This window comes from Paenibacillus sp. SRL342, assembly GCF_984798905.1.
In genome coordinates, this window is record NZ_OZ481790.1 from 4,812,037 (window position 1) to 4,831,959 (window position 19,923).

The window sequence follows — 19,923 nt, forward strand, 5'->3', positions numbered from 1 at the left end:
GAGCACTTTTGTCCTATCATAACACAGCCCTGCGGACTGGGAAAGACCATCTCCTGACCGACTTCTTTTCGACCTTCCGCAACCTTCCAAGACAGATCAAGTAACTTCCGGCATCTAAGCCTACGTCAGATCACCCTCAAGCAGTTTTGAGCCCCCAAACGTCTCAATCAGTGACCAACTATTAACCTAACGAACTCCAATGAGCTTATTTACGGTAAATAGGCGCAGTTAAACTTCTTAAGAATCTGAGTAAACTTATTTCCAAAAATCACCGTCAAAACCTCGACATCTCGCTATGAATTATCGAAATAGTGCCTTCTGAGTTCGTTAAAAAATAGAACCGGCTCATTTTGCCAAAATAGAGTGTCTCCTGTTCATTAGGTCTAGAATCAGCTACATATCTTCTTTATCAACATTATTACTGTATAACACAGTAAAAAAAGAGGCCCAGCGTTGACCGGCAATCACCGGAACGCCAAACCTCTTTTGAGCCCCTTAGCAGGCCAAAGCTCCTACTTAAGGACGCTTTGGCCAAATCTAATAGACTTGTATATGTGGTACTACTCCATCCAGTTGTGGTGGAAGCTGCCTTCTTTGTCCACACGTTTGAACGTGTGAGCACCGAAGTAGTCTCGTTGAGCTTGCAGCAAGTTGGCTGGCAGACGCTCTGTACGGTAGCTGTCGTAGTAAGAAAGAGCGCTGGAGAAGCCAGGTACCGGAACACCTTGTTTTACAGCAGCCGCTACAACTTCACGCCATGCGTCTTGATAAGACTCAACAATGTTTTGGAAGTACGGATCCAAGAGCAAGTTTTTCAGAGCTGCGTCTTTATCATAAGCTTCCTTGATGTTTTGCAGGAACTGCGAACGGATGATGCAACCGCCACGGAAGATCATGGCAATGTTGCCGTATTTCAGATCCCAGCCATACTCGTCGGAAGCTGCACGCATTTGTGCAAATCCTTGTGCGTAGGATACGATTTTACTTGCGAAGAGGGCTTTACGCACGCTCTCAATGAACGCTTTTTTGTCGCCAGAGAATGCTTCAGTCGCTGGTCCATTCAGGATTTTGCTAGCTGCTACACGCTCGTCCTTCATGGCAGACAGGAAACGGGAGAATACGGATTCCGTAATCATGGACAATGGTACGCCGAGATCCAGCGCGCTTTGGCTTGTCCATTTCCCTGTTCCTTTTTGTCCAGCCGCGTCCAGAATGACGTCAACCATTGGTTTCCCTGTTTCTGGATCGTATTTGGAGAAGATATCTGCTGTGATTTCGATCAGGTAGCTATCCAGCTCTCCTTGATTCCATTCCGTAAAGATTGCATGAAGCTCTTCAACAGAAACGTTCAATACGGATTTGAGCAAGTGGTATGCTTCACCAATCAACTGCATATCTCCGTACTCGATACCGTTATGCACCATTTTCACATAGTGTCCGGCACCGTCTGGTCCAATATATGTACAACATGGATCGTCACCGACTTTGGCCGAGATCGCCGTCAGGATCGGTTCAACCAGTTTATAAGCACTTTCCTGTCCACCTGGCATGATGGAAGGGCCTTTCAGTGCGCCTTCTTCACCACCGGATACACCTGTACCGATGAAACGAATGCCTTTGTCTTCCAACTCTTTGCTGCGACGTTGCGTGTCAGGGAAGTATGCGTTCCCTCCGTCAATGATGATGTCGCCCTCATCCAGGTGAGGAAGAAGTTGTTCAATGGTAGCGTCGGTCGCTTTACCGGCTTGTACCATGATCAAAATTTTGCGCGGGGATTCCAGGGATGCTACGAACTCTTCAATGGAGAATGAGCCTGTCAGGTTTTTACCTTCAGCTTCTTTCAGAAGATCATTGGTTTTCTCCGGGGAACGGTTATATACCGATACTGAGAAACCTTTGCTTTCAATGTTAAGGGCCAAATTTTTGCCCATGACAGCCAGGCCAATTACGCCAATTTGTTGTTTTGTCATCTGGTCCTCCATCCTTTGCTCCAATTAATTTTATTGAAATAAATTCTCAACAATACTCCCATTTTAACGGTTTTATGTATAGAAGTGAACCCCGTGGCACAGCTACGCAACGAGAAAACACCCCAATCTGCTGAGGTGTTCATCGTATTTTCATAAATACGGCCTTATCTTGTCATCCTTCCAACATTAACAGATGCCCAGACAACTGTTTTAAGACTTCGCGGCAAGCATTTGCTTTTTCGATATTATCCATCTGCATGGCCGTGTAGAGGCGTTCCAGTTCATCATCCACTTCCATGCGCAACAACATGAGCCTTTCCTCACCTTCACGCGAGAGGAACATCTCTTCCATCTCTTCCGCCGTCGGCGCAGGTTCCTTTTGAAAAATGACACGCTGTTTGAACCCAGACACTTCCACGAGACGAATGACTTCACCGAATAAAATGTTCTCCACGGTCATCTGCTGATCCTTGAACCGCTTCACAACTGCATGCCCGCGTGTATCTCCAATCAGCTTCTCCAGCCACTCTGCAAGTTTTGCATCCTTAATGATATAATCTCCAGTCATCTTGTAGTTCCCCGTGCGTGTCTGTTGAAAGCGGAGCTTTACCAGCTTGCGGCCGGTCCGGACTGACAGGATAAAAAAGGATTCGTCCTCGCTCCAATATAGTGAATATCCCTCACGAATAAGGTCTCTGATCAAATTTTGGATATGCCGACGGTTGAACCGCAGCTCCAGATTGCAATATTCAACTTCATAACTCTTATTCACGGCACTCCCTCCATCTGTACCGGATCAACTCCGGCCCTCGTCTTCAATCGCTTCTACTCAATCGGCTTACCCTATTTTATACTTCATTTTATGTAAGGGTACTTGGTTATTTGACTATTTTTCACCGAAAGGACCACCGGATTGCAGCTTTCCGCAGACGCACAGGGGCAAGCCCCCGATTATCGTGATATATTGGACGCGAAAAAGGGAGCTCCACAACCAAGACGGTTGGTGGAACTCCCTTTTCTTTTGCTTATTTGGCTGGAGCGGTGCGAAACGGATTGCGGGATAACACAAAGTGCACAACGGCAAGTCCTGCCATGACGATGGCACTGCCAATGAATGGGGCCGGATGGCTCACGTGGTCCCACAGCAGTCCGGAAACAATGGGGCCTACAACCATGCCTGATCCCTGCAATGTAAGGAAGAATCCCCAGATTGCTCCCCGCTCTCCTTTGGGAATCAGAGTGGCTACAAAAGCATTCCAGGCGGGCAAAATCATGGCATAACTGATGCCCACCAGCATGACAATACCAAACACCACCGGAATGGATGTTATGGAGGAGAATGCGAACAGACTCGCCGCCGCCATCAAAAAACCAATATTCAGGAACGGTTTAGTACCAAACCTGTCTACCATTTTACCTACAGGCAGCAAGGCAATAACGGTTATTCCACCTCCCGCAATCAGCAACAAACTGTAAAGGTTCGGTGAGATGTGCAGGTCTGTGCGTGTATATAGCGTGATTACTGGACTAAGCAGCCCAATGACAAACGATTGCATAAACAAGGCAGGATACACGAGCGGATTAACATTAAGTGTGCTGCGTACCCTTTGCAGTGTGCCCTTCACACTCTTTTGCAGCCGGATGAACGGCGTGAGCAGATTCGGTTTGGCTGGATATTTCACATCACTATTCTTCGCTGCTTGCTCGGCATGCTCCCCTTCAACAATGACACGTCCAGGAAGAATCATGGCCACCAGAATAACGAGAATGGCACAACCCATCAGCACGAGGAATATCGTTCGATAATCATGATGCGTGCGCTCCAGCAGCCAGTTCATGCCTATAGGTCCAAGCCCCGTTCCCCCGAGAGCAGCCATCTCCAGCGCCCCCATTGCTGTACCATTCTTGTTCTGTGGGCCTGACATCGCAGTCACGCCTGTCATGGCGCAAGGCCATAGTGGTGACGTACCAATGCCAAGAATGAGACAGGCCATGGCCAGTCCAAAGGCACTTTTGAGAAAAAGGATCATAATAACAGCGATTAAGGTACAGATTAGTGCTGTAACCATCGTTGCGCGGAACCCGATCCGTTCTGCTGCCCAGCCGGAAGGCGCCCGGAACAGATTATCACCCAGATATTGAAGAGCAAATGCCACACCAATGACGCCTGCAGACAGACCCAGTATATTGTCCATATACACGGGCAAAACAGCTACCAACAGGGCTCCTTTGATAATTTCAACTAGAAAAAGTGTCAGCCACATCGCGATAAAAAATGGTGATCGCAAAATTTTGGCTGGTTTTGTGTCGGTTTGCATTCTTTTTCCCCTTTCGGTGTTCATTTGCCTATTCCCTATCCTTAGTGTAACCGTGGGGAATGTGCCCAAATCTCGGCAATTTAAAAAATTGTCGATTATACTGTTGCATTCGGTTCTTAATTTGCTATACTCATCTTTGTTTACCAATTTTATTAGGAAGGGTTGTGACAGCACTGATGAATCACCACCGTACGCCGCTGTTTACCGCTTTAAAAAATCATGCGGCACTCAATCCGGTACAGTTTCATATTCCGGGCCATAAAAAAGGATTGGGAGCGGATACCGAATTCCGTGAATTTATTGGCGATAATGCCTTCTCCATAGATTTGATTAACATCGCACCGTTGGATGACCTGCATCAGCCAACCGGTGTCATTCAGGAAGCACAGATTTTGGCAGCAGATGCCTTCGGAGCCGATTATACCTATTTTAGTGTACAAGGCACAAGCAGTGCCATTATGACCATGATTCTGTCTGTATGTTCACCTGGTGACAAAATTATTGTGCCCCGTAATGTGCATAAATCGGTTTTGTCCGCGATTATTTTCTCAGGCGCCAAACCCGTATTTGTTTCTCCTTCACAAGATGCCAATCTGGGCATTGACCATGGAGTGACTACACAGTCTATCCGTCGCGCACTTGAGCGTCATCCAGATGCCAAGGCATTGCTTGTAATTAACCCGACCTATTACGGCGTGGTTACCGATCTGAAAGAGATTGTTGAGCTTGCACACAGCTACCAAGTCCCTGTACTTGTTGATGAAGCACATGGCGTACTCATTCATTTCCATGAGGATCTGCCGTTGTCTGCAATGGCAGCAGGTGCCGATATGGCTGCAACCAGTGTTCACAAGCTTGGTGGCTCCATGACACAGAGTTCCGTACTCAACCTGAACACGAAGAATGGGTTCGTGAACCCGCAGCGTGTACAGACGATCCTGAGTCTGCTCACCTCAACATCAACTTCATACATTTTGCTTGCTTCACTCGATACATCAAGACGTAACCTGGCACTCCACGGTCGTGAGATTGCACAGAAGGCGATTGAACTGGCTGAGTTTGCCAGACGTTCAATTAACGATATGGATGGCCTGTATTGCTTCGGTAGAGAGTTGCTGGGTACAGAAGCGACCTTCAACTATGATCCAACCAAAGTAACGATCCATGTTCGCCATCTGGGTATTACAGGATATGAGACAGAGAACTGGCTGCGTGAACATTACAACATCGAGGTCGAACTTAGTGATATGTACAATATTCTGTGTCTCATCACGCCAGGAGATACGGATGACAGTGTGGATATCTTGCTGAACGCTTTGCAGGATCTCTCCCGTACCTATTATCAAGTGAACCCGGCCCATGAACTGGTCGTAAAAGTACCGGATATTCCACAGTTGATGCTGACTCCACGCGATGCATTCTACGGTGATACCGAAGTGATTCCGTTTAAAGAATCCGCGGGACGTATTATCTCGGAATTCATCTATGTCTATCCGCCAGGAATTCCAATCCTGTTACCGGGTGAGGTTATCACCCAGGAAAACATCGACTACATCATCGATCATGTCGAAGTTGGATTACCCGTCAAAGGACCCGAAGATCGCAGCGTAACCAACGTTAAAGTGATCGTGGAAGCCGATGCCATTTTCTAAAACAACTCCATCACCCTGTGAATGGAATAAACTTGAAGGACCAAGCCTTAAGCTTGGTCCTTTTTTTATTTTATGGGACAAACGAGTTTGCATTTTCCCGTCTATTTCGTCGTTCAAACCGGTGGTGTACATGCTCGTATACCTCTTAAAAACAAACAAAAGGCCCCCTGAGATCAAGGAGCCTTCATGTTATGTTCCAAAAGAATGACTATTCTTGTGATGCAACGAGTTCGTTGTAAGCCGCTTCAACGCGGTTCCACTCTTCTTCGTCTTCAATATTGTAGAGCACCATTTCCTCGTCTTCTTCTTCCATACGCAGGATGATGCCGTCAGCTTCAGGATTGTTACGTTCCAGCAGGAGCGCATAAACATGCTTCTCCACGTCAAACGTCTCCACCAAAACCATCTCCACGTCTTGGCCGTTCTCGTCTGTTAATGTGAGAAGGACTTCTTCATGCTCGTGGTCGTGGTCGTGGTCTTGCCCGCATCCGCAGCCATCGCCGTGTTCATGTGTGTGATCGCTCATTGAAATACCTCGCTTTATAAATAGAAATTGTGTAACCTTGCATATCGTAACATGTTCAATGACCCAGGTCAATTTAACCCACAGGGTTATTTTCGCTTCAATCGTTCAGCGCTGTAATGATTTTCTCCGCTACCAGGACGTAGCTGCTGTTTGCATTTTCTTTAATATGAAAGCCAACCTGATACTTGCCAGCACGACTGAAATCATACGTAAAATCATATGTGCGGAACCAGAAGTTATCCTTCTGTGTCGTAAGCTCCTGTGACTGGATATCCTTCACCTGACCGCTTGGATTGGTAATCGTTACTTTCACCGCAGCTACATCTGCTGTCAGACTGTCCACTTGTGAAAATACATTGAATTTCAGCTTACCTACGTTAACGTTGCCAAATACAGTGTCTCCCTTGAAGAGAAAAATATGTACATTCGGTTTGATCACCGTTACTCTCTTGTTACTGCTGTCCCATTTGACGACGCCTCCGGCTTCTCTTACAGGTACATAGGTCGTTCCATCAATGAGATAACCTCCATCAGCTGCTTCCTTGCCGTTAATGAGAACACGAATCTTCTCGTTCACTGAGTCAGCAAACAATAAAGACCCGCCGAGCAAGGAGAATACCGTGACACAAAGCAATATTCGTTTCCATTTCATTCCGTCAATATTCCCTCCCCTGCTGCTAGCTGTTGTACATTTATACTGCAGATTCATCCACAAAGTTGCGCTGTTTTTCATCATTTTTCATTTTTTATCCAGAATTTTTTCCACCCCTTGGAATGCACAAAAAGAGGCGATCCTCATTAAAGGATGCCCCTGATCTATAATTGTTATATATACAGGATTATACGAAGAGTTATGAAGAAGTATGGCGGGTCAATATACAGGGAACGCCCTTGCCTAAAGCCCCTTCAATTCTCATACGTGCAGCATAATCCATTCCTCGTGTACAGGGTGTCTTACATCTCTCACATACATCCGAAGTGACCAACTTCATGGATACACGTATTTTATCACTCTTTAATGCGGGAGCTTTCTTGCCCTTTGCTTTTGCCATCCCGGATTCCCCATTTCCCCAAGTGCTTACTGATGTAGTCCATCATATGGGGATTCGCCCGGTTGTGTGTCTACTTAGAAAACGTATTTAAATAATAAAAATATGACAAGGAGGATACCTCCGAGAATGAGCCAGTTGCTGATTTCATACCAAATGCTCTTGCCTCCGGACAGGTATTTCTGTTCATTCTCCTGATGACGCTGACGGTGAGTATCGGTCTCAGAGCCATGGGGTGGTTTGCTAAAATCCATCATAAGTACATTCCCCTTTCAGCAGTTTTGTGTAAACTTACTACCATTATAACCCACAATTGAGTGCGAAATTGATTTTTATGCATAAAACACCAAAAAACCTCCGATTTCTCGGAGGCTTCTTATCAACAAATAGTATCAGTGATTACGCGAGTTCCACGCTAACATTCACGTTTCCTTTAATTCCTTTGGAATATGGGCAGTAGTCATGGGCAAGTTTCACAAACTTCTGTGCTGTTTCTTCATCCAGACCAAGGATTTTAACTTCCAAATCGACTTGAAGCTTCACGCCGTTATCCTCAGAGTCCGTCACCAACATTACGGTTGCAGCTACCGTACTTCTTTCAATCTCAACTTTGTGTTTCTTCAATTGAAACTCCAGTGCGGAGTTAAAACAAGCACTATACCCTGCTGCAAACAACTGCTCCGGATTGGTAGCTGTCGTCACTTGTCCTCCGAGTTCAGGCGGTGCAGCAACATCCAGCATAAACACGTTATCTGGGGATTGTACGATGCCTTGACGTCCGCCTGTATTGATTACTGTTGTTTCATATAATGTTTTCATTTGTGAAAACTCCTTTAGTTGATTAGATTTATTTTGACTAAATTTTGATCTCTCTTCAATCGCTAACAATTACATTGTACACAATTAAATTGTGCATGTAAATAGCTAATATAAAAAAAATAATATAGTTTAATGCTACGTTTAAATGAATAGCGATGAGGAGGATTATAATGTAGTTATTGGATAGCCTGCATCGAACCGTTAAGGAGGAATAACACCTTTGGAGAATAATTCATTTCTAACCCCGGACAAGCCCAAACATACAGTCAGAGCACTTTCTGAGGTGTTGGCTGTATCAACCAAACTTGGCCTGACTTCATTTGGAGGACCGATCGCTCATCTCGGCTACTTTCATGAAGAATATGTTCGCCGTAGAAAGTGGATGGATGAACGAAACTATGCAGATTTAGTTGCGCTGTGTCAATTTTTGCCCGGGCCTGCCAGCAGTCAAGTCGGGATTGGAATTGGCATCATCCGCGGCGGTTTGTTGGGGGGACTGATGGCTTGGCTTGGTTTCACACTTCCTTCTGTCATTGTGTTAGTTTTGTTCGCTTTCTTTCTTCAAGGATTTGATATCAGCAGTACTGGCTGGATTCATGGTCTTAAAATTGTTGCTGTAGCTATTGTCGCTCAGGCGATATTGGGCATGGGGCAAAAACTAACTCCTGACCGTTACAGGGCAACCATCGCTATCTTTACTGCAGCGGCGACTCTTGTGTGGCCGACTGCGTTCACTCCAATCCTTTTTATTGTTATTGCAGGCATAATAGGCATGATTCATTTTAGAAAAATGACAGGTATTAAGACAGCAGACTTGTCTGTTCCGGTGAGTCGTAACTTGGCAATAGTCTGTTTGGCTACGTTCTTTGGAATCCTGATTCTTCTCCCGTTACTCACACCATTTGATCGTTCGGGATGGCTGTTATTCTTTGATAGCTTCTACCGTTCAGGATCACTTGTATTTGGTGGAGGGCATGTTGTACTTCCGTTACTGGAACGTGAATTTGTCCCTACAGGTCTGATGAACAAGTCCGACTTTTTGGCGGGATATGGAGCAGCACAAGCTGTACCCGGACCATTGTTCACCTTTGCCAGTTATTTAGGAGCGATGATGCGTGGGATTCCCGGTGCTTTGGTTGCAACGATTGCTATCTTTTTGCCAGCGTTCCTTCTGATCGTAGGCGCATTGCCCTTCTGGAATTCTTTATGTAAAAGCTCGAAAATCCAAGGAGCATTAATCGGAATTAATGCAGCTGTTGTAGGTATTTTGTTGGCATCGTTGTACGATCCGCTTTGGACAACTGCGATCCTAACTCCTGTTGATTTTGCACTGGTATGTATGTTGTTTCTAATGCTCGTTTTTTGGAAAGTACCACCGTGGATCGTTGTCGTTGCTGGTGCAGCAGGCGGTACAATCATGAACCATCTCTAAATAAAAAAGGTACCCAAACACTGCACTTCATTTTCAAAGCGTCCGTGTTTAGGTACCACATTACTTCAAGTATATCTTTCACCTATCCATGCAGATAATCTATTTATTCTCTTTGTCATTCCAATCTCAGTTACTCCAGATATCCACTTTCATCTGTGCACATTTGAAATACTTGGCCTCTGCCTTGCTTGTAGTCAGTTTCAAAAGACACTGCAATTCTCCATGTTGGAACAACCCCCCGCTAAGGTCAGCAGCAACACCGCCATACTGATCATCCGCACCAAGCCATACGGACGGTCTCTCGAACCCCGGTGAGAACTGTAATCCGGTACAGAGCAGCACAGTGAGATTCTTACGGTTCTGTGCTTCATCTCCTGCTACGCCATGTGTGGTGAAGAACACCATGTTTTGATTAAAATCCGTGTACGTTCCATCTGCTTTATAGGCACGGACCATACCATACTTCTGATTTACGTTTTGAAAAAAGGTGATTCCGGCCTTGCTATCCTTCGATTTAATGCCAACCTGAACTGAGATTCCAATGTTCCCGTTTAATTGTAGCGCTTCCAAAGTGATTGCAATTGCGGTTACTTTCGAGCTGTCAATCAGATGTTTCATTTTCAACTCTGCCGTGGCTCCTGCCGTTGTTGGTGTTGTAACGGTTATGGTCCCTCTGTCGGGCAAAGGCTCAAACGTAGGGGTGCCCACCACCTCCACCCAATCCGGTAACGTTCCGTAAAGAAAATCGGCCACAAGCTGTTTGTGAACCTTTCCAAAGGGCACGATCTGACCTGCTGCATCACGTATAACCATCTCTACACCCCCACCGAATAGGCTACACCGATATTATGATCGGTATTGTAATACACGTACACTACGCCGTCCATAACGGACACCATTAAGGATTGCATGTTGGTCGTTTCCCAATTCAATGCCGGAAAATATATATCCGTAGGTTTGTCCAGCAGTTGACGAAAGTCTGCGCTGATCTTGGCAATGGCTGGCCGAGCTACAGTCGTAACCCCACCGGAAGCATAAGCCGACAACATGCCTATCCACCACATGCTCCCTTTGTACATAAATACACCAGCATTGGGTCTCGAAATATTTTCTCCCGCACTTAAAGTGGCATCATTACCACCCATTAATGGCCTTGGATCAGCTAACCAGCTACGTCCGTCATGTGAATGCCAGATACATTTACGACCAAAGTCACCACCGCCCATCACCGAGAAACCGATCCATTTGCCGCCATTTCTGAAACACGAGAAGTAACCGGTATGACCATCACCAGGGAACCCGGGAGGTTTGTCCAAAATCAAACCCACTCTTGTCCAGTTGATCATGTCTACAGAGGTCGCAAGTGCCGTTGATTGATTGATCCCTAGACCGTTTTGTTGATAATACATAAAGAACAAATGTTCTTCATCGTTCCAGATCACAAATGGAGTTTCCGTCGAATTCCCAACCACGGTATCGAGATACACTTGTCCGTGTTTGGTCCATGGTCCTGTCGGGCTGTTCGAATAGGCTAGTCCAATTCCTCCGATGTGATTATGGTTGGTAGAATACGTAGCATAATAATCTGCTTTTGCATCAGGGATAAGCCCTTTTACCTTGATCGCCCGAAACCAATAGATCGATTGCAGACCCGCCATTGCAGCGGTATAGATAGGATTGTCCATTTTTTTATCAAATTGAGGCGTGTACATCCGTCTGGTTTCTGCATCGCAATAATCATAAGGTGAAGTGAAACTGTTGGCCGTGACATTAGCAGTCTGTTCTGCCTGGATATTTTTTTCAATCATTGACATGTTACACAACCTCCTTAACGTGCAGGGTGACAACGTCCAATGGAGAGAAGTATACTAATTCCGATGCGCCCTTTAGTAGATTTGAGAGATCAACAACATTACCCATATTCGCAGCCGGCCCCTGAATAACACGAATGATAGAGCGAATGCCTGTATTATATGAATACGCTTTCATTTTGTTAATTCCTTTGCTTTCCTTACCGTTGTGATCAGTGACTGTCTCTTTCCATGGCATGCCAGGATAATGTTGATCCTTCATATTAATCCCTCCTATTGTTTTCTCACGATAAGTATATTCATGAAGTTACCTTTCTGTTAAAGCATCATGCCCATTTTAAGGCCTAATATTCCAAGACTGGTTTGCAAAACAACATAAAATTTTATCTCCTTTTAGACTTTTTGAAGGTTATATTTTTTCTATGGAGGGGAGTGAGTTGTGCAACCATCGGTTTGCTTTTGTTAAAATGACTGAACAGGCTAACCAATAACAATTGGCTAACCTGATTAGAAGAAGAAACTGCAATATAGATGTTCTCTTAAACAATTATTTCGTGGTGTTACAAGGGATGCTTTCTTCACTTTTCTAAAGCCAATGACTTATTGCTCCGCAAAAAATGAAGATATGGGATTCGCTATTTTTTTATTGGATTTCTCCTTGCCTTGGTGATCCAATAGATAGTATTGGTAAAAATCGTTAGTGAATCCGACAGACTCTTGTATTTTCAGCTTAAAGGCTTCAAATGCCTCATCACTCAGATGATCCTCATTCCAGAAATAATGAAGCATCAATCGATTCTGGTTATAGGGATGTTTGATCACATATGCACCAGCAGCGAGAGGTTCATTCATGGTATTTTTCCAAGGAAAACCTGTCTGTTTCGCCCGATCGATCATGCCGGATTTTAAAGCCTGCACCAGACCGTTTGACTTGGCATTGCCAATGACAATAAGGTTGCTGTTGCCGATCTCTTTTTTCATCTTTTGCTTCAGTTCCTTGCGATCCCGTATAACGTCGTATTTCATACCGGTCATATCAAGGAATCCGGTCAACTGATTAACCATATCTTCCTGCTGTTTAGTTGCAAGCTTACTCACCTGATCGCTAAGCACAATGGTTAATTTCTCGCCTTGAAGGACTTTGTCCATCAATCGATTCATTACTTCATAAGGCAGATTAGGGATCATTCTCATGACAGCCTGATACTGTAGTTGTAACATGTCATGTACATAGGCGGCGGTCTCTTCCTGTGATAATTGGTATTCCGGCTTTAAGACAAAGTTAGGCTGATATAGGGCCATTTGCATTTCTGTACGTACTTCCTTACCAAGCACATCTTCAATGGTGTGGAGCAGCCCCTCTACCGTTGCATTTTGGTACACGTAGCGTTTGAAATATGTCCTCATGAACTCGTCAAATTTCTCTTCACCGACGGAACGGTAAAGCTGATAGATCGCTTGTCGCCCCTTCTGATAATATACCAAACTTGCCAAATCCCCAGCTTCATCGTTTGTTGACGCAATCGCCATATCTACGGGCGCAGTATCAAACTGTATGGATCTGAACCCATTTAGCTTGTCTCCCTGTTTCTCGGCAAAATACACCATGGAGAAATCAGCAAAGCCTTCATCCAGGAAGGATTCTGTCTCCGAGTTATTACCGATCAATGCATGGAACCACTGATGCGCTATTTCATGAACAAATGTTGTGTCTTCTTCTGGAACAGCACCATTTTGAATCTGTCCCATCTGAATGAGCCTCGCATACTCCACGGCAACGCCTTGTACATACGTTTCGACAATTCGGAACTCTGGATAGGGATACTTGCCATATTTTTCACTATAAAAATCAATGACCTTGAATGCCTGATTAATGTACCGGTCAACTATCTTTTTCTTGGATGGATCATCGTTAAAATAATAGTATTCCACCGTTAGACCGTTACGGGTAGCACGTTCCACTTGAAGATTAGGACTTGCAAAGAAAACAAACTCCCTCGTATTCTCGGCTACAGCAGACACTATCTTACGATCATGTTCTGTACTGTCTTGAGTGGTGATCGTGCCCGGCATGGCTACCTGATACTCATCAGGAACATTTAATTGAACTTCAAAGTCCGATGAGGTGTAATAATCGCTCTCAAATGTTCGACTATACGGTGCCTTGTTCCATTGATGCTTAACCTCGTCGTATACAGACATCACCGGGAACCCGTGTGCACCATTGATCATGTCCTTGTAGTAGGACACTCGCTGTGAGCCATAGGGTATATTCAACTGAAACTCCAGTTGGAATGATACCGATTCGCCTGGTTGAACGGGCTTCTTCAACTGCACGGTCAACGCTTGGTTTTCCTTATGGAAGCCCAGCGATTGGCTATCTGCGGTTACAGCCTGAATATCGATGCCACCCAGAAAGTCCTCCGCTGTCTTCTCCGGATGATCTTCACTAATCTTCTCATTATGCTGTTGGTACATGCTCGCCTGTGTAGACTTGGAGAGGTTCGCATCAGCATATGTATGAAGGACCAGCTGCTGGAGTGCATCCTTGCTTGTGTTGCGATACGTTACCATCTCGCTCCCCTGGATTGTCATGTCCTTCTCATTCAACCGAGCCTGGATCTGGTATTGAATCGGGGTCTGCTCAAGAGAGTCTTTCTGTGTGTTATGTATCTTTGTAGATACAGGCGATAGGTCTGCTTCCGCGGCAACAACCCCCATTTTGACAAGTGGGCTTGTTGCCAGTATTAAAGCCAGTGTACCCGCGATCCCTACTCTGGCTAACTTTGATGTAAATGGGTTTGAATAATTCATAAGTTCTCTCCTTCTCCTGTTCTATGTTGACCTCAGAACCAAGTATAGAAGACGAACCTTACGCTGAATTTATGTTTTATTTAAGTTTTGTTTAAAAAGAGGAGAGAAAATGGAGCTATCGCAAATCGCATTCATGTTTGTATGTAAAAAAAAGAAAAGAAGCCTTACAATGTAAGGCTTCTCCTGTATGATCTGTAGTGAGCTCGAACCACTGACCCCTACCCTGTCAAATAAGTGAGCTCTTACTATCCTTACTCTCTCTGTATAGATGACCGAGTAATTCTTTTATTCCACCCTTGATTTCAACCAATATTTTTTCTTTGCTAATGTAGACCACGTCTAACAATGTGCTTAACATCATTTTCTTCTTCTCTGTTGAAGCATTTGTAAATACATCCCGCCAAACTGGGAGATCATCTTTTAGAGTCTCCATCTCTGATATCTCCATTTTTTTGGAGGATAACAATTGCTCTATTCCCTTAATATCTTCAGTAGTTTTCTCAATTTCGTTTTCTTTTTTCTCGATAAGACCATTGAGCATTTCTGGCTTGAATGCGCTCTTACCCATTATAGCTTTTGGAACCTCAGCGTTTAATGCCACAAGCTCCTCATAGTGCCCTTCCAGTAAAGTTTGCATTGTTTTAATTTTTTCCTCTTCTTCATTAGAAACTTTCTTTTTTATTGATTCAATTTCTGATTGGAAATCTATTGTTCTGAGTTGACTTAAGTATACATCCACTCTTTCTAAGACTTGTCTCTCTACCTTCTTTGAAGAAAATGTTGCCTGTCCGTTACAATCCGTCTTTCCTTGCAATTTTCCACTACAACGATAACTTTTATTCTGATTGTATCTAACTATTTCTCCATTAGCTGCTTTGTATTTATTTACAAATGTAGTCGTAGTCAATCTAGAATTACAACAACCGCATCTGGCTATTCCAGTTAAAAGTAAACTTCCTTTAGTGCTCATGGGAATGGAATTTTCATTTCTTTTTGGATTCTTAGGGTTCTTTTTATCCCTTATATCCTGTACACTATTCCAATCCTCTTCTGAAACTATCATTAATTCAGGGATTGGTTTTGAAAATATATCGTCTCCTTTTTCTTTTCTGTATCTCATCACTCCTTTGTAAATTGGATTCTTAAGTATAACGTTTACAGTAGGAGCACCCCATTGTTTTGCTTTTCTTGTCGGAACATTTTTTTCGTTTAGAAGTTTAGCTATTCTTAATTGTCCGTAACCTTCTTCAAGCACTAGTCGGAATATTTCTTGTACGATCTTTGACTCTTCTTCGTGCTTGCACAGTTTTTGCAGTGCTTTTCCTTTTTTATTTACATTACCGGAATCAACACTTTTATACCCGTAGGGAATACCTCCTCCTCTGAAAATACCATCTTCGACCATCTGTATATGTTTTTCGTTGACACGGTCAGAGGTCTTCCTACTTTCATCGCTTGACTGCCAGAATCTTAAATAGTTGACCATCCGATCGGTGTATGCTTCAATTTTTTGCTGACCTTCTATTACAGACCACATTTCAACACCTTTGTTTACAAACCACTCAAGTACAAAGGGAGTCTCATCGTCTTTTCTTCCAAGCCTATCAAACATAAATACCAATAAGACATCGAATAAACCATTCTCTGCATCCTCTTTGGCCTTTTGGATAACATCACGCTTCGAGGCAGGTACTTTGAAACCTGATACCCCTTTTTCTGTATATTCCTTGACTAGCTTCCATCCCTCTTGTTTCTCTACCATCTTCCTGCATGCTCGTTGTTGCATTGGAATATCGTTCCCGTCCATCTGTCCTTTTGTGGACACTCGATATAGTGCTGCAACACGCTTTATTTGTCCCATTCGATCAACCACCATATCTTTTTTCTGTATTATTTTTATCGATAGTTGTAACTACTTTCACTGCTATTTTTATCCAAATTTTACCATTAAGTATATATATTATCAACAAAAACCACCTACACTTATTATTGGAGGTAGCCATATTATTATATAAAAAAACAACTCCTCTTGAGATATAATTCTCAAAAGAAGTTGCCTTTAATTTTTTCATATAGGACGAGTGGGGATCGAACCCACGACCCTTACCCTGTCAAGATAATGCTCTCCCGCTGAGCTATCGCCCTGTAATAATTAAGATGTATCAATAGCGGTCGTACTACTAAATTTAACTGAGCTAACAGATCATGATATATAATTGTTTCCCAATCAAGTAACAGTATCATATCAAGTAACCGTGTTCATTGTCAATGATTTATTTGGTTATAATTCACCCAAAATGGTGCACAATAAAGGAAAGATTACCATTTCTACAACGAGGTGAATTCCCTATGAGAAACATAACAAAACGGTCAAGATCCAATAAACATACATTTACCAAATGCTTCTTCCCCTGCGTTGGGCTTGTGATTCTCATTACAACCGTTACTGGTTGCGGCTTGGAGAGGGATGAACATACGGTACAATTCCAACAATTACAACAGCCCAATGAAAATGGTGAGTCTCTGCCCGTCTGGCTGGACGTGTACTCCAAATCTGTAATTCAAGATGTGTATTCTCCGCGAGGAAGCAGTGAAGTCTTGCCCTGAAGGTTAACAGGTGAATTACTCATCTTCATCCCACTTGCGTGAATATGCTTTCTTCGTAACGTAATACAACAGAGTAATCATTCCCGCCGACATTAGCAATGTAATTACCATGATGCCTGTCATGCCCATCACTACCCCCTCCTCTCCCAATATGTTCCAGACTTCACTATACAGGAAAAACATTTTTTTGTATAATTCAGTCTGATATGTCGCGCAAGAGCAGAAAGAAGGAATGGAATTGGCAGCTGAGATTAGTTATGTATCAACAGAAGAACAACTGGAGCAAGCCCTGGGAATTCGCCATCACGTTTTTGTGATCGAGCAACAGGTGCCTGCCGAGATTGAGATTGATCAATATGATGTCATCAGTCCAGATGTGCATCATGTATTGTTAAGTACAGATGGGCAAGCTGTAGCCACAGGACGTCTGATCTATTACAGCAAGGATACGGCCAAAATGCAGCGGATCGCGGTGCTTGAATCTCATCGTTCATTTGGTTATGGACGTGTGCTTCTGCTCGCGATGGAGGAGCTGGCACGTGAACTCGGCTTATCCTATTCTGTACTGGATGCGCAGTGTCAGGCACAGAAATTCTATGAAAAACTGGGTTATGAAGTGATTTCGGAAGAACCTTTTTATGATGCAGATATTCTGCATGTTCGTATGAGAAAGAGCCTGTAAAACCTCCGCGTTGGCAGGTCTTTATTAGCATATGGTGCATACTTCCGATGAATTGGGATAGGCTAATCAGGTAAGCAGATTCCTATCTCGTCATATAAGGAGAGTGTGACATCATGGATCAGACAACACGCGAGAGTTTCACAGCCGTGCAAAAAAATGGTGACGGTGACCTGACAGCCTTTCAGACTTCAGCAGGACGTGTACTGGATTATCAGCAGGCCCTTACAGAAGTACAGGCTGGCGCTATTGCCGGTGTGAATGTATTTAAAGGCAAGGATGGCGAAATGTACATTCGCGGCGATGCCGACGGTGACCCAACCAACAACCTGGACCAACTTCCCCATTTCTAAAATAGATGCACATGTCTTACATGTGACACAATAAGCACCGATCCGGTTACCCGGGTTGGTGTTTTCTTATGTTCCTAGAAAGTGCCTTAAAACCTACTGAAAGCCGAACTCAGACCCACGACGAATCTAAGGCGTCTTATTCAAGGATTTGAAGCCACCTTAGAGATCTAAGGAATCTGAGACACGCTATATCAGAATTTTTGGCCTTTTATAGCGTTTTTGTCAGGGGATTGCGGGAAGTAACTTGTCTGATGTTCCATACAATTTTAAAAAAGGAGGAGCGGAAGGCCAAATAAGACGTCCTGTGTTCCTTAGAAATCATCTGCTCATTCGTCAGGATCAGCCAACTTGGACTTCCAGGCTGTTTAGATGCTGACATCCATTATCGTCGTATAGCTTGCTTAGTTTGAAAGCACACCCTAATAGTCCGTAAAATATTTTACGGAGTCCCCGGAAGGCTGGCTTTTGCGAATCGGCTGTTGTACCTGTTCCCAAGCCTGCAATATCTGTATCCCTTCCAGAGTAGACCGGTTCTCCCAGGCGATATGCCCGGTGCGTTCAAGCTCCAGCAATGACTCATGAATGAATGCTTTGCTTCGTCCGGTCTTGTTCTCCAGTTCATCTATTCGCGGCAACCTGCGCCGTTGCCCTGCATAGTTCACCATAATACGCAAAATCTTGCGTTCAAAGTCGTTCAGCATACTTTACCTCCCCATTCAGATCGGTAACAGGACGCCATGCCAGAATACCTTGCTCCAGAAATGTTCGGGGTGAGCCTTCTTTTCCCGCTGATGCTCTAATCATCCCGCCACGTACACTGTTAATTCGAATCTGTCGCTGCGTAATCTGCCCTGCACGATCCATGTAGACAAGCTCCACCATCTGGCCAATATATTTCCCTAGCATAATCATCCCTCCGATAAGAACGTTTGTTTGTATTTTATATTATATGCGAACACAAGTTCTTTATTCAATAGTAAAAAAAGGGTTTTTGTAAAATAAAAAAACCAGACTTTCACCTTAATCATTAAGGCAGTCTGGTTCATAACGGATCAGTGTCGATCCGATTCTGAAAATTGTACTTTCTTTAACTGTTGTGTAGATGGATTAAAATCAACATTCACATAAACTGCGAATTGCTTGCCGTCTTTCGCACGAACCCATAACTTGAACTGTTCCCGTGATTGATCCGCTGTTAGAGAGGTGCGACCGATATGCTTATAGTCCAAAATATCCACATTATACTTGGTCTGTGTTTCTTTGACCGCAATAATTCCCCACTTCGCATAATCAGGGATAGCGGTCCCTGATCCTGATGTAATTCCAGCCAAACTCAGGACTACCGACATGACGGTAACGATGAGCATTCTCATTTCACTCACTCCTTGGGACAATATGTTTCTGTTATATTGCCCGTCCGGGTTTCATTTTACACGAATAAACGAAAGATCCAGGCCAGTGGCCGCAGGGAAAAAGGAACCACATGAACAAGTCGGTCAAACGAATCAGGAGGCTCTGTCCGGAAACTCATTCCCCAGTCACCCGAGAAAAAGTGTTGTTGTGTCTTCGGCTCCTGAGGACGATCCAACCCGTATTTCTTTTCAAGCCTTTGCCTCGTTTGTTCATCCACCTGAACCTCGTTCGTAACGTCATATGCTGTGGCAGGCTGGCTGCTTATGTACATCTGAATCATTAGAAACATCACAATCCCAACTATTTGTATCCAACGCTTGTTCATCTCTTACTCCTTTATAGATTAATGGCTCTCTTCTCTTGTACGAAGACTTGTTTGAATGTTTTATTATACAAAAATTTTACCATAGTAGGAAATAACAAGTGGTAGAAAATATGCGGCTTGCGTTATGCGATGCTTAAGTCCCATTTGGTTGTTTT

General features: G+C 44.0%; 22 protein-coding genes and 1 tRNA gene. 5 read left to right on the forward strand and 18 right to left on the reverse strand.

Annotation, left to right across the window (positions count from 1 at the left end; translation table 11 throughout):
* Nucleotides 1-560: 560 nt before the first annotated feature.
* The 3 genes from gndA to AC4E8D_RS21165 all read right to left on the reverse strand — a co-directional run bounded on the left by gndA (nucleotide 561) and on the right by AC4E8D_RS21165 (nucleotide 4,288).
* Complete coding sequence (gene gndA / locus AC4E8D_RS21155) at nucleotides 561-1,970, reverse strand: NADP-dependent phosphogluconate dehydrogenase (RefSeq protein WP_221825361.1); 1,410 nt, start codon at nucleotides 1,968-1,970, stop codon at nucleotides 561-563.
* A 172-nt stretch (nucleotides 1,971-2,142) separates the two neighbouring features.
* On the reverse strand, nucleotides 2,143-2,742 hold the full coding sequence (locus AC4E8D_RS21160) for a hypothetical protein (RefSeq protein ID WP_076211433.1): 600 nt from the start codon (nucleotides 2,740-2,742) through the stop codon (nucleotides 2,143-2,145).
* A 253-nt stretch (nucleotides 2,743-2,995) separates the two neighbouring features.
* Complete coding sequence (locus AC4E8D_RS21165) at nucleotides 2,996-4,288, reverse strand: MFS transporter (protein ID WP_221825362.1); 1,293 nt, start codon at nucleotides 4,286-4,288, stop codon at nucleotides 2,996-2,998.
* Between the two features lie 176 nt (nucleotides 4,289-4,464).
* Here AC4E8D_RS21165 and AC4E8D_RS21170 point away from each other — a divergent pair, with 176 nt between their 5' ends.
* Nucleotides 4,465-5,940, forward strand: coding sequence for an aminotransferase class I/II-fold pyridoxal phosphate-dependent enzyme (locus tag AC4E8D_RS21170; RefSeq protein WP_047844430.1), 1,476 nt, complete (start codon nucleotides 4,465-4,467; stop codon nucleotides 5,938-5,940).
* 208 nt (nucleotides 5,941-6,148) lie between these two features.
* On the opposite strand, the gene AC4E8D_RS21175 is transcribed toward AC4E8D_RS21170, so the two are convergent.
* From AC4E8D_RS21175 to AC4E8D_RS21190, 4 genes are all read right to left on the reverse strand, one after another.
* Nucleotides 6,149-6,466: a DUF1292 domain-containing protein gene (locus tag AC4E8D_RS21175; RefSeq protein WP_036614722.1), complete on the reverse strand. Its 318-nt coding sequence runs from the start codon at nucleotides 6,464-6,466 to the stop codon at nucleotides 6,149-6,151.
* Nucleotides 6,467-6,563: 97 nt separating this feature from the next.
* Nucleotides 6,564-7,118, reverse strand: coding sequence for a stalk domain-containing protein (locus AC4E8D_RS21180; protein WP_036614723.1), 555 nt, complete (start codon nucleotides 7,116-7,118; stop codon nucleotides 6,564-6,566).
* Between the two features lie 474 nt (nucleotides 7,119-7,592).
* Nucleotides 7,593-7,772: a hypothetical protein gene (locus tag AC4E8D_RS21185; protein ID WP_017687398.1), complete on the reverse strand. Its 180-nt coding sequence runs from the start codon at nucleotides 7,770-7,772 to the stop codon at nucleotides 7,593-7,595.
* Between the two features lie 142 nt (nucleotides 7,773-7,914).
* On the reverse strand, nucleotides 7,915-8,334 hold the full coding sequence (locus AC4E8D_RS21190) for an organic hydroperoxide resistance protein (protein WP_221825363.1): 420 nt from the start codon (nucleotides 8,332-8,334) through the stop codon (nucleotides 7,915-7,917).
* Nucleotides 8,335-8,554: 220 nt separating this feature from the next.
* On the opposite strand from AC4E8D_RS21190, the gene AC4E8D_RS21195 reads away from it, so the two are divergent.
* A complete protein-coding gene (locus AC4E8D_RS21195; protein ID WP_490205194.1) occupies nucleotides 8,555-9,766 on the forward strand; it encodes a chromate transporter in 1,212 nt (403 codons plus the stop codon).
* Between the two features lie 126 nt (nucleotides 9,767-9,892).
* On the opposite strand, the gene AC4E8D_RS21200 is transcribed toward AC4E8D_RS21195, so the two are convergent.
* The 7 genes from AC4E8D_RS21200 to AC4E8D_RS21230 all read right to left on the reverse strand — a co-directional run bounded on the left by AC4E8D_RS21200 (nucleotide 9,893) and on the right by AC4E8D_RS21230 (nucleotide 16,536).
* Complete coding sequence (locus AC4E8D_RS21200; RefSeq protein ID WP_221825365.1) at nucleotides 9,893-10,579, reverse strand: hypothetical protein; 687 nt, start codon at nucleotides 10,577-10,579, stop codon at nucleotides 9,893-9,895.
* A 2-nt stretch (nucleotides 10,580-10,581) separates the two neighbouring features.
* Entirely contained in the window at nucleotides 10,582-11,580 is a 999-nt protein-coding gene (locus AC4E8D_RS21205; protein WP_237174427.1) for a glycoside hydrolase family protein, read from the reverse strand.
* A gap of 1 nt (nucleotide 11,581) precedes the next feature.
* Entirely contained in the window at nucleotides 11,582-11,839 is a 258-nt protein-coding gene (locus tag AC4E8D_RS21210; protein ID WP_221825368.1) for a hypothetical protein, read from the reverse strand.
* 338 nt (nucleotides 11,840-12,177) lie between these two features.
* Nucleotides 12,178-14,391 (reverse strand): M1 family metallopeptidase, encoded by a 2,214-nt coding sequence (locus AC4E8D_RS21215; RefSeq protein ID WP_490205195.1) that lies wholly within the window; start codon nucleotides 14,389-14,391, stop codon nucleotides 12,178-12,180.
* 226 nt (nucleotides 14,392-14,617) lie between these two features.
* Nucleotides 14,618-16,252 carry a recombinase family protein gene (locus AC4E8D_RS21220; protein WP_221825372.1) on the reverse strand — a complete coding sequence of 545 codons (1,635 nt, stop codon included), beginning with the start codon at nucleotides 16,250-16,252 and terminating at the stop codon, nucleotides 14,618-14,620.
* A 4-nt stretch (nucleotides 16,253-16,256) separates the two neighbouring features.
* Nucleotides 16,257-16,463 (reverse strand): hypothetical protein, encoded by a 207-nt coding sequence (locus AC4E8D_RS21225; RefSeq protein WP_221825375.1) that lies wholly within the window; start codon nucleotides 16,461-16,463, stop codon nucleotides 16,257-16,259.
* A gap of 1 nt (nucleotide 16,464) precedes the next feature.
* Nucleotides 16,465-16,536: transfer RNA gene (locus AC4E8D_RS21230), tRNA-Val, on the reverse strand.
* A gap of 204 nt (nucleotides 16,537-16,740) precedes the next feature.
* On the opposite strand from AC4E8D_RS21230, the gene AC4E8D_RS21235 reads away from it, so the two are divergent.
* From AC4E8D_RS21235 to AC4E8D_RS21245, 3 genes are all read left to right on the forward strand, one after another.
* The gene (locus tag AC4E8D_RS21235) at nucleotides 16,741-16,998 is read left to right on the forward strand and encodes a hypothetical protein (RefSeq protein WP_221825377.1); all 258 of its coding nucleotides are present in this window, start codon (nucleotides 16,741-16,743) and stop codon (nucleotides 16,996-16,998) included.
* Nucleotides 16,999-17,236: 238 nt separating this feature from the next.
* Nucleotides 17,237-17,680: a GNAT family N-acetyltransferase gene (locus tag AC4E8D_RS21240; protein WP_036614958.1), complete on the forward strand. Its 444-nt coding sequence runs from the start codon at nucleotides 17,237-17,239 to the stop codon at nucleotides 17,678-17,680.
* A 113-nt stretch (nucleotides 17,681-17,793) separates the two neighbouring features.
* Nucleotides 17,794-18,030: a DUF3892 domain-containing protein gene (locus tag AC4E8D_RS21245; protein ID WP_105410271.1), complete on the forward strand. Its 237-nt coding sequence runs from the start codon at nucleotides 17,794-17,796 to the stop codon at nucleotides 18,028-18,030.
* Nucleotides 18,031-18,449: 419 nt separating this feature from the next.
* On the opposite strand, the gene AC4E8D_RS21250 is transcribed toward AC4E8D_RS21245, so the two are convergent.
* The 4 genes from AC4E8D_RS21250 to AC4E8D_RS21265 form a co-directional block, all read right to left on the reverse strand.
* Complete coding sequence (locus tag AC4E8D_RS21250) at nucleotides 18,450-18,731, reverse strand: hypothetical protein (RefSeq protein WP_221825380.1); 282 nt, start codon at nucleotides 18,729-18,731, stop codon at nucleotides 18,450-18,452.
* Nucleotides 18,715-18,936: a hypothetical protein gene (locus tag AC4E8D_RS21255; RefSeq protein WP_017687387.1), complete on the reverse strand. Its 222-nt coding sequence runs from the start codon at nucleotides 18,934-18,936 to the stop codon at nucleotides 18,715-18,717. Before AC4E8D_RS21255 ends, AC4E8D_RS21250 begins: the two co-directional genes overlap by 17 nt.
* Before the next feature lie 146 nt (nucleotides 18,937-19,082).
* Nucleotides 19,083-19,403, reverse strand: a complete 321-nt coding sequence (locus tag AC4E8D_RS21260; protein WP_221825383.1) for a DUF3889 domain-containing protein — start codon at nucleotides 19,401-19,403, stop codon at nucleotides 19,083-19,085.
* A 56-nt stretch (nucleotides 19,404-19,459) separates the two neighbouring features.
* On the reverse strand, nucleotides 19,460-19,768 hold the full coding sequence (locus AC4E8D_RS21265) for a hypothetical protein (protein ID WP_221825385.1): 309 nt from the start codon (nucleotides 19,766-19,768) through the stop codon (nucleotides 19,460-19,462).
* Nucleotides 19,769-19,923: the final 155 nt, after the last annotated feature.

Excerpts from the sequence above, each read along its gene's own strand:
- gndA (WP_221825361.1), bottom strand. The coding sequence starts at position 1,970 with ATGACAAAACAACAAATTGGCGTAATTGGCCTGGCTGTCATGGGCAAA.
- AC4E8D_RS21165 (WP_221825362.1), bottom strand. The coding sequence starts at position 4,288 with ATGCAAACCGACACAAAACCAGCCAAAATTTTGCGATCACCATTTTTT.
- AC4E8D_RS21170 (WP_047844430.1), top strand. The coding sequence starts at position 4,465 with ATGAATCACCACCGTACGCCGCTGTTTACCGCTTTAAAAAATCATGCG.
- AC4E8D_RS21175 (WP_036614722.1), bottom strand. The coding sequence starts at position 6,466 with ATGAGCGATCACACACATGAACACGGCGATGGCTGCGGATGCGGGCAA.
- AC4E8D_RS21180 (WP_036614723.1), bottom strand. The coding sequence starts at position 7,118 with ATGAAATGGAAACGAATATTGCTTTGTGTCACGGTATTCTCCTTGCTC.
- AC4E8D_RS21185 (WP_017687398.1), bottom strand. The coding sequence starts at position 7,772 with ATGATGGATTTTAGCAAACCACCCCATGGCTCTGAGACCGATACTCAC.
- AC4E8D_RS21190 (WP_221825363.1), bottom strand. The coding sequence starts at position 8,334 with ATGAAAACATTATATGAAACAACAGTAATCAATACAGGCGGACGTCAA.
- AC4E8D_RS21200 (WP_221825365.1), bottom strand. The coding sequence starts at position 10,579 with ATGGTTATACGTGATGCAGCAGGTCAGATCGTGCCCTTTGGAAAGGTT.
- AC4E8D_RS21205 (WP_237174427.1), bottom strand. The coding sequence starts at position 11,580 with ATGTCAATGATTGAAAAAAATATCCAGGCAGAACAGACTGCTAATGTC.
- AC4E8D_RS21210 (WP_221825368.1), bottom strand. The coding sequence starts at position 11,839 with ATGAAGGATCAACATTATCCTGGCATGCCATGGAAAGAGACAGTCACT.
- AC4E8D_RS21215 (WP_490205195.1), bottom strand. The coding sequence starts at position 14,391 with ATGAATTATTCAAACCCATTTACATCAAAGTTAGCCAGAGTAGGGATC.
- AC4E8D_RS21220 (WP_221825372.1), bottom strand. The coding sequence starts at position 16,252 with ATGGGACAAATAAAGCGTGTTGCAGCACTATATCGAGTGTCCACAAAA.
- AC4E8D_RS21225 (WP_221825375.1), bottom strand. The coding sequence starts at position 16,463 with ATGAAAAAATTAAAGGCAACTTCTTTTGAGAATTATATCTCAAGAGGA.
- AC4E8D_RS21235 (WP_221825377.1), top strand. The coding sequence starts at position 16,741 with ATGAGAAACATAACAAAACGGTCAAGATCCAATAAACATACATTTACC.
- AC4E8D_RS21245 (WP_105410271.1), top strand. The coding sequence starts at position 17,794 with ATGGATCAGACAACACGCGAGAGTTTCACAGCCGTGCAAAAAAATGGT.
- AC4E8D_RS21250 (WP_221825380.1), bottom strand. The coding sequence starts at position 18,731 with ATGCTGAACGACTTTGAACGCAAGATTTTGCGTATTATGGTGAACTAT.
- AC4E8D_RS21255 (WP_017687387.1), bottom strand. The coding sequence starts at position 18,936 with ATGCTAGGGAAATATATTGGCCAGATGGTGGAGCTTGTCTACATGGAT.
- AC4E8D_RS21260 (WP_221825383.1), bottom strand. The coding sequence starts at position 19,403 with ATGAGAATGCTCATCGTTACCGTCATGTCGGTAGTCCTGAGTTTGGCT.
- AC4E8D_RS21265 (WP_221825385.1), bottom strand. The coding sequence starts at position 19,768 with ATGAACAAGCGTTGGATACAAATAGTTGGGATTGTGATGTTTCTAATG.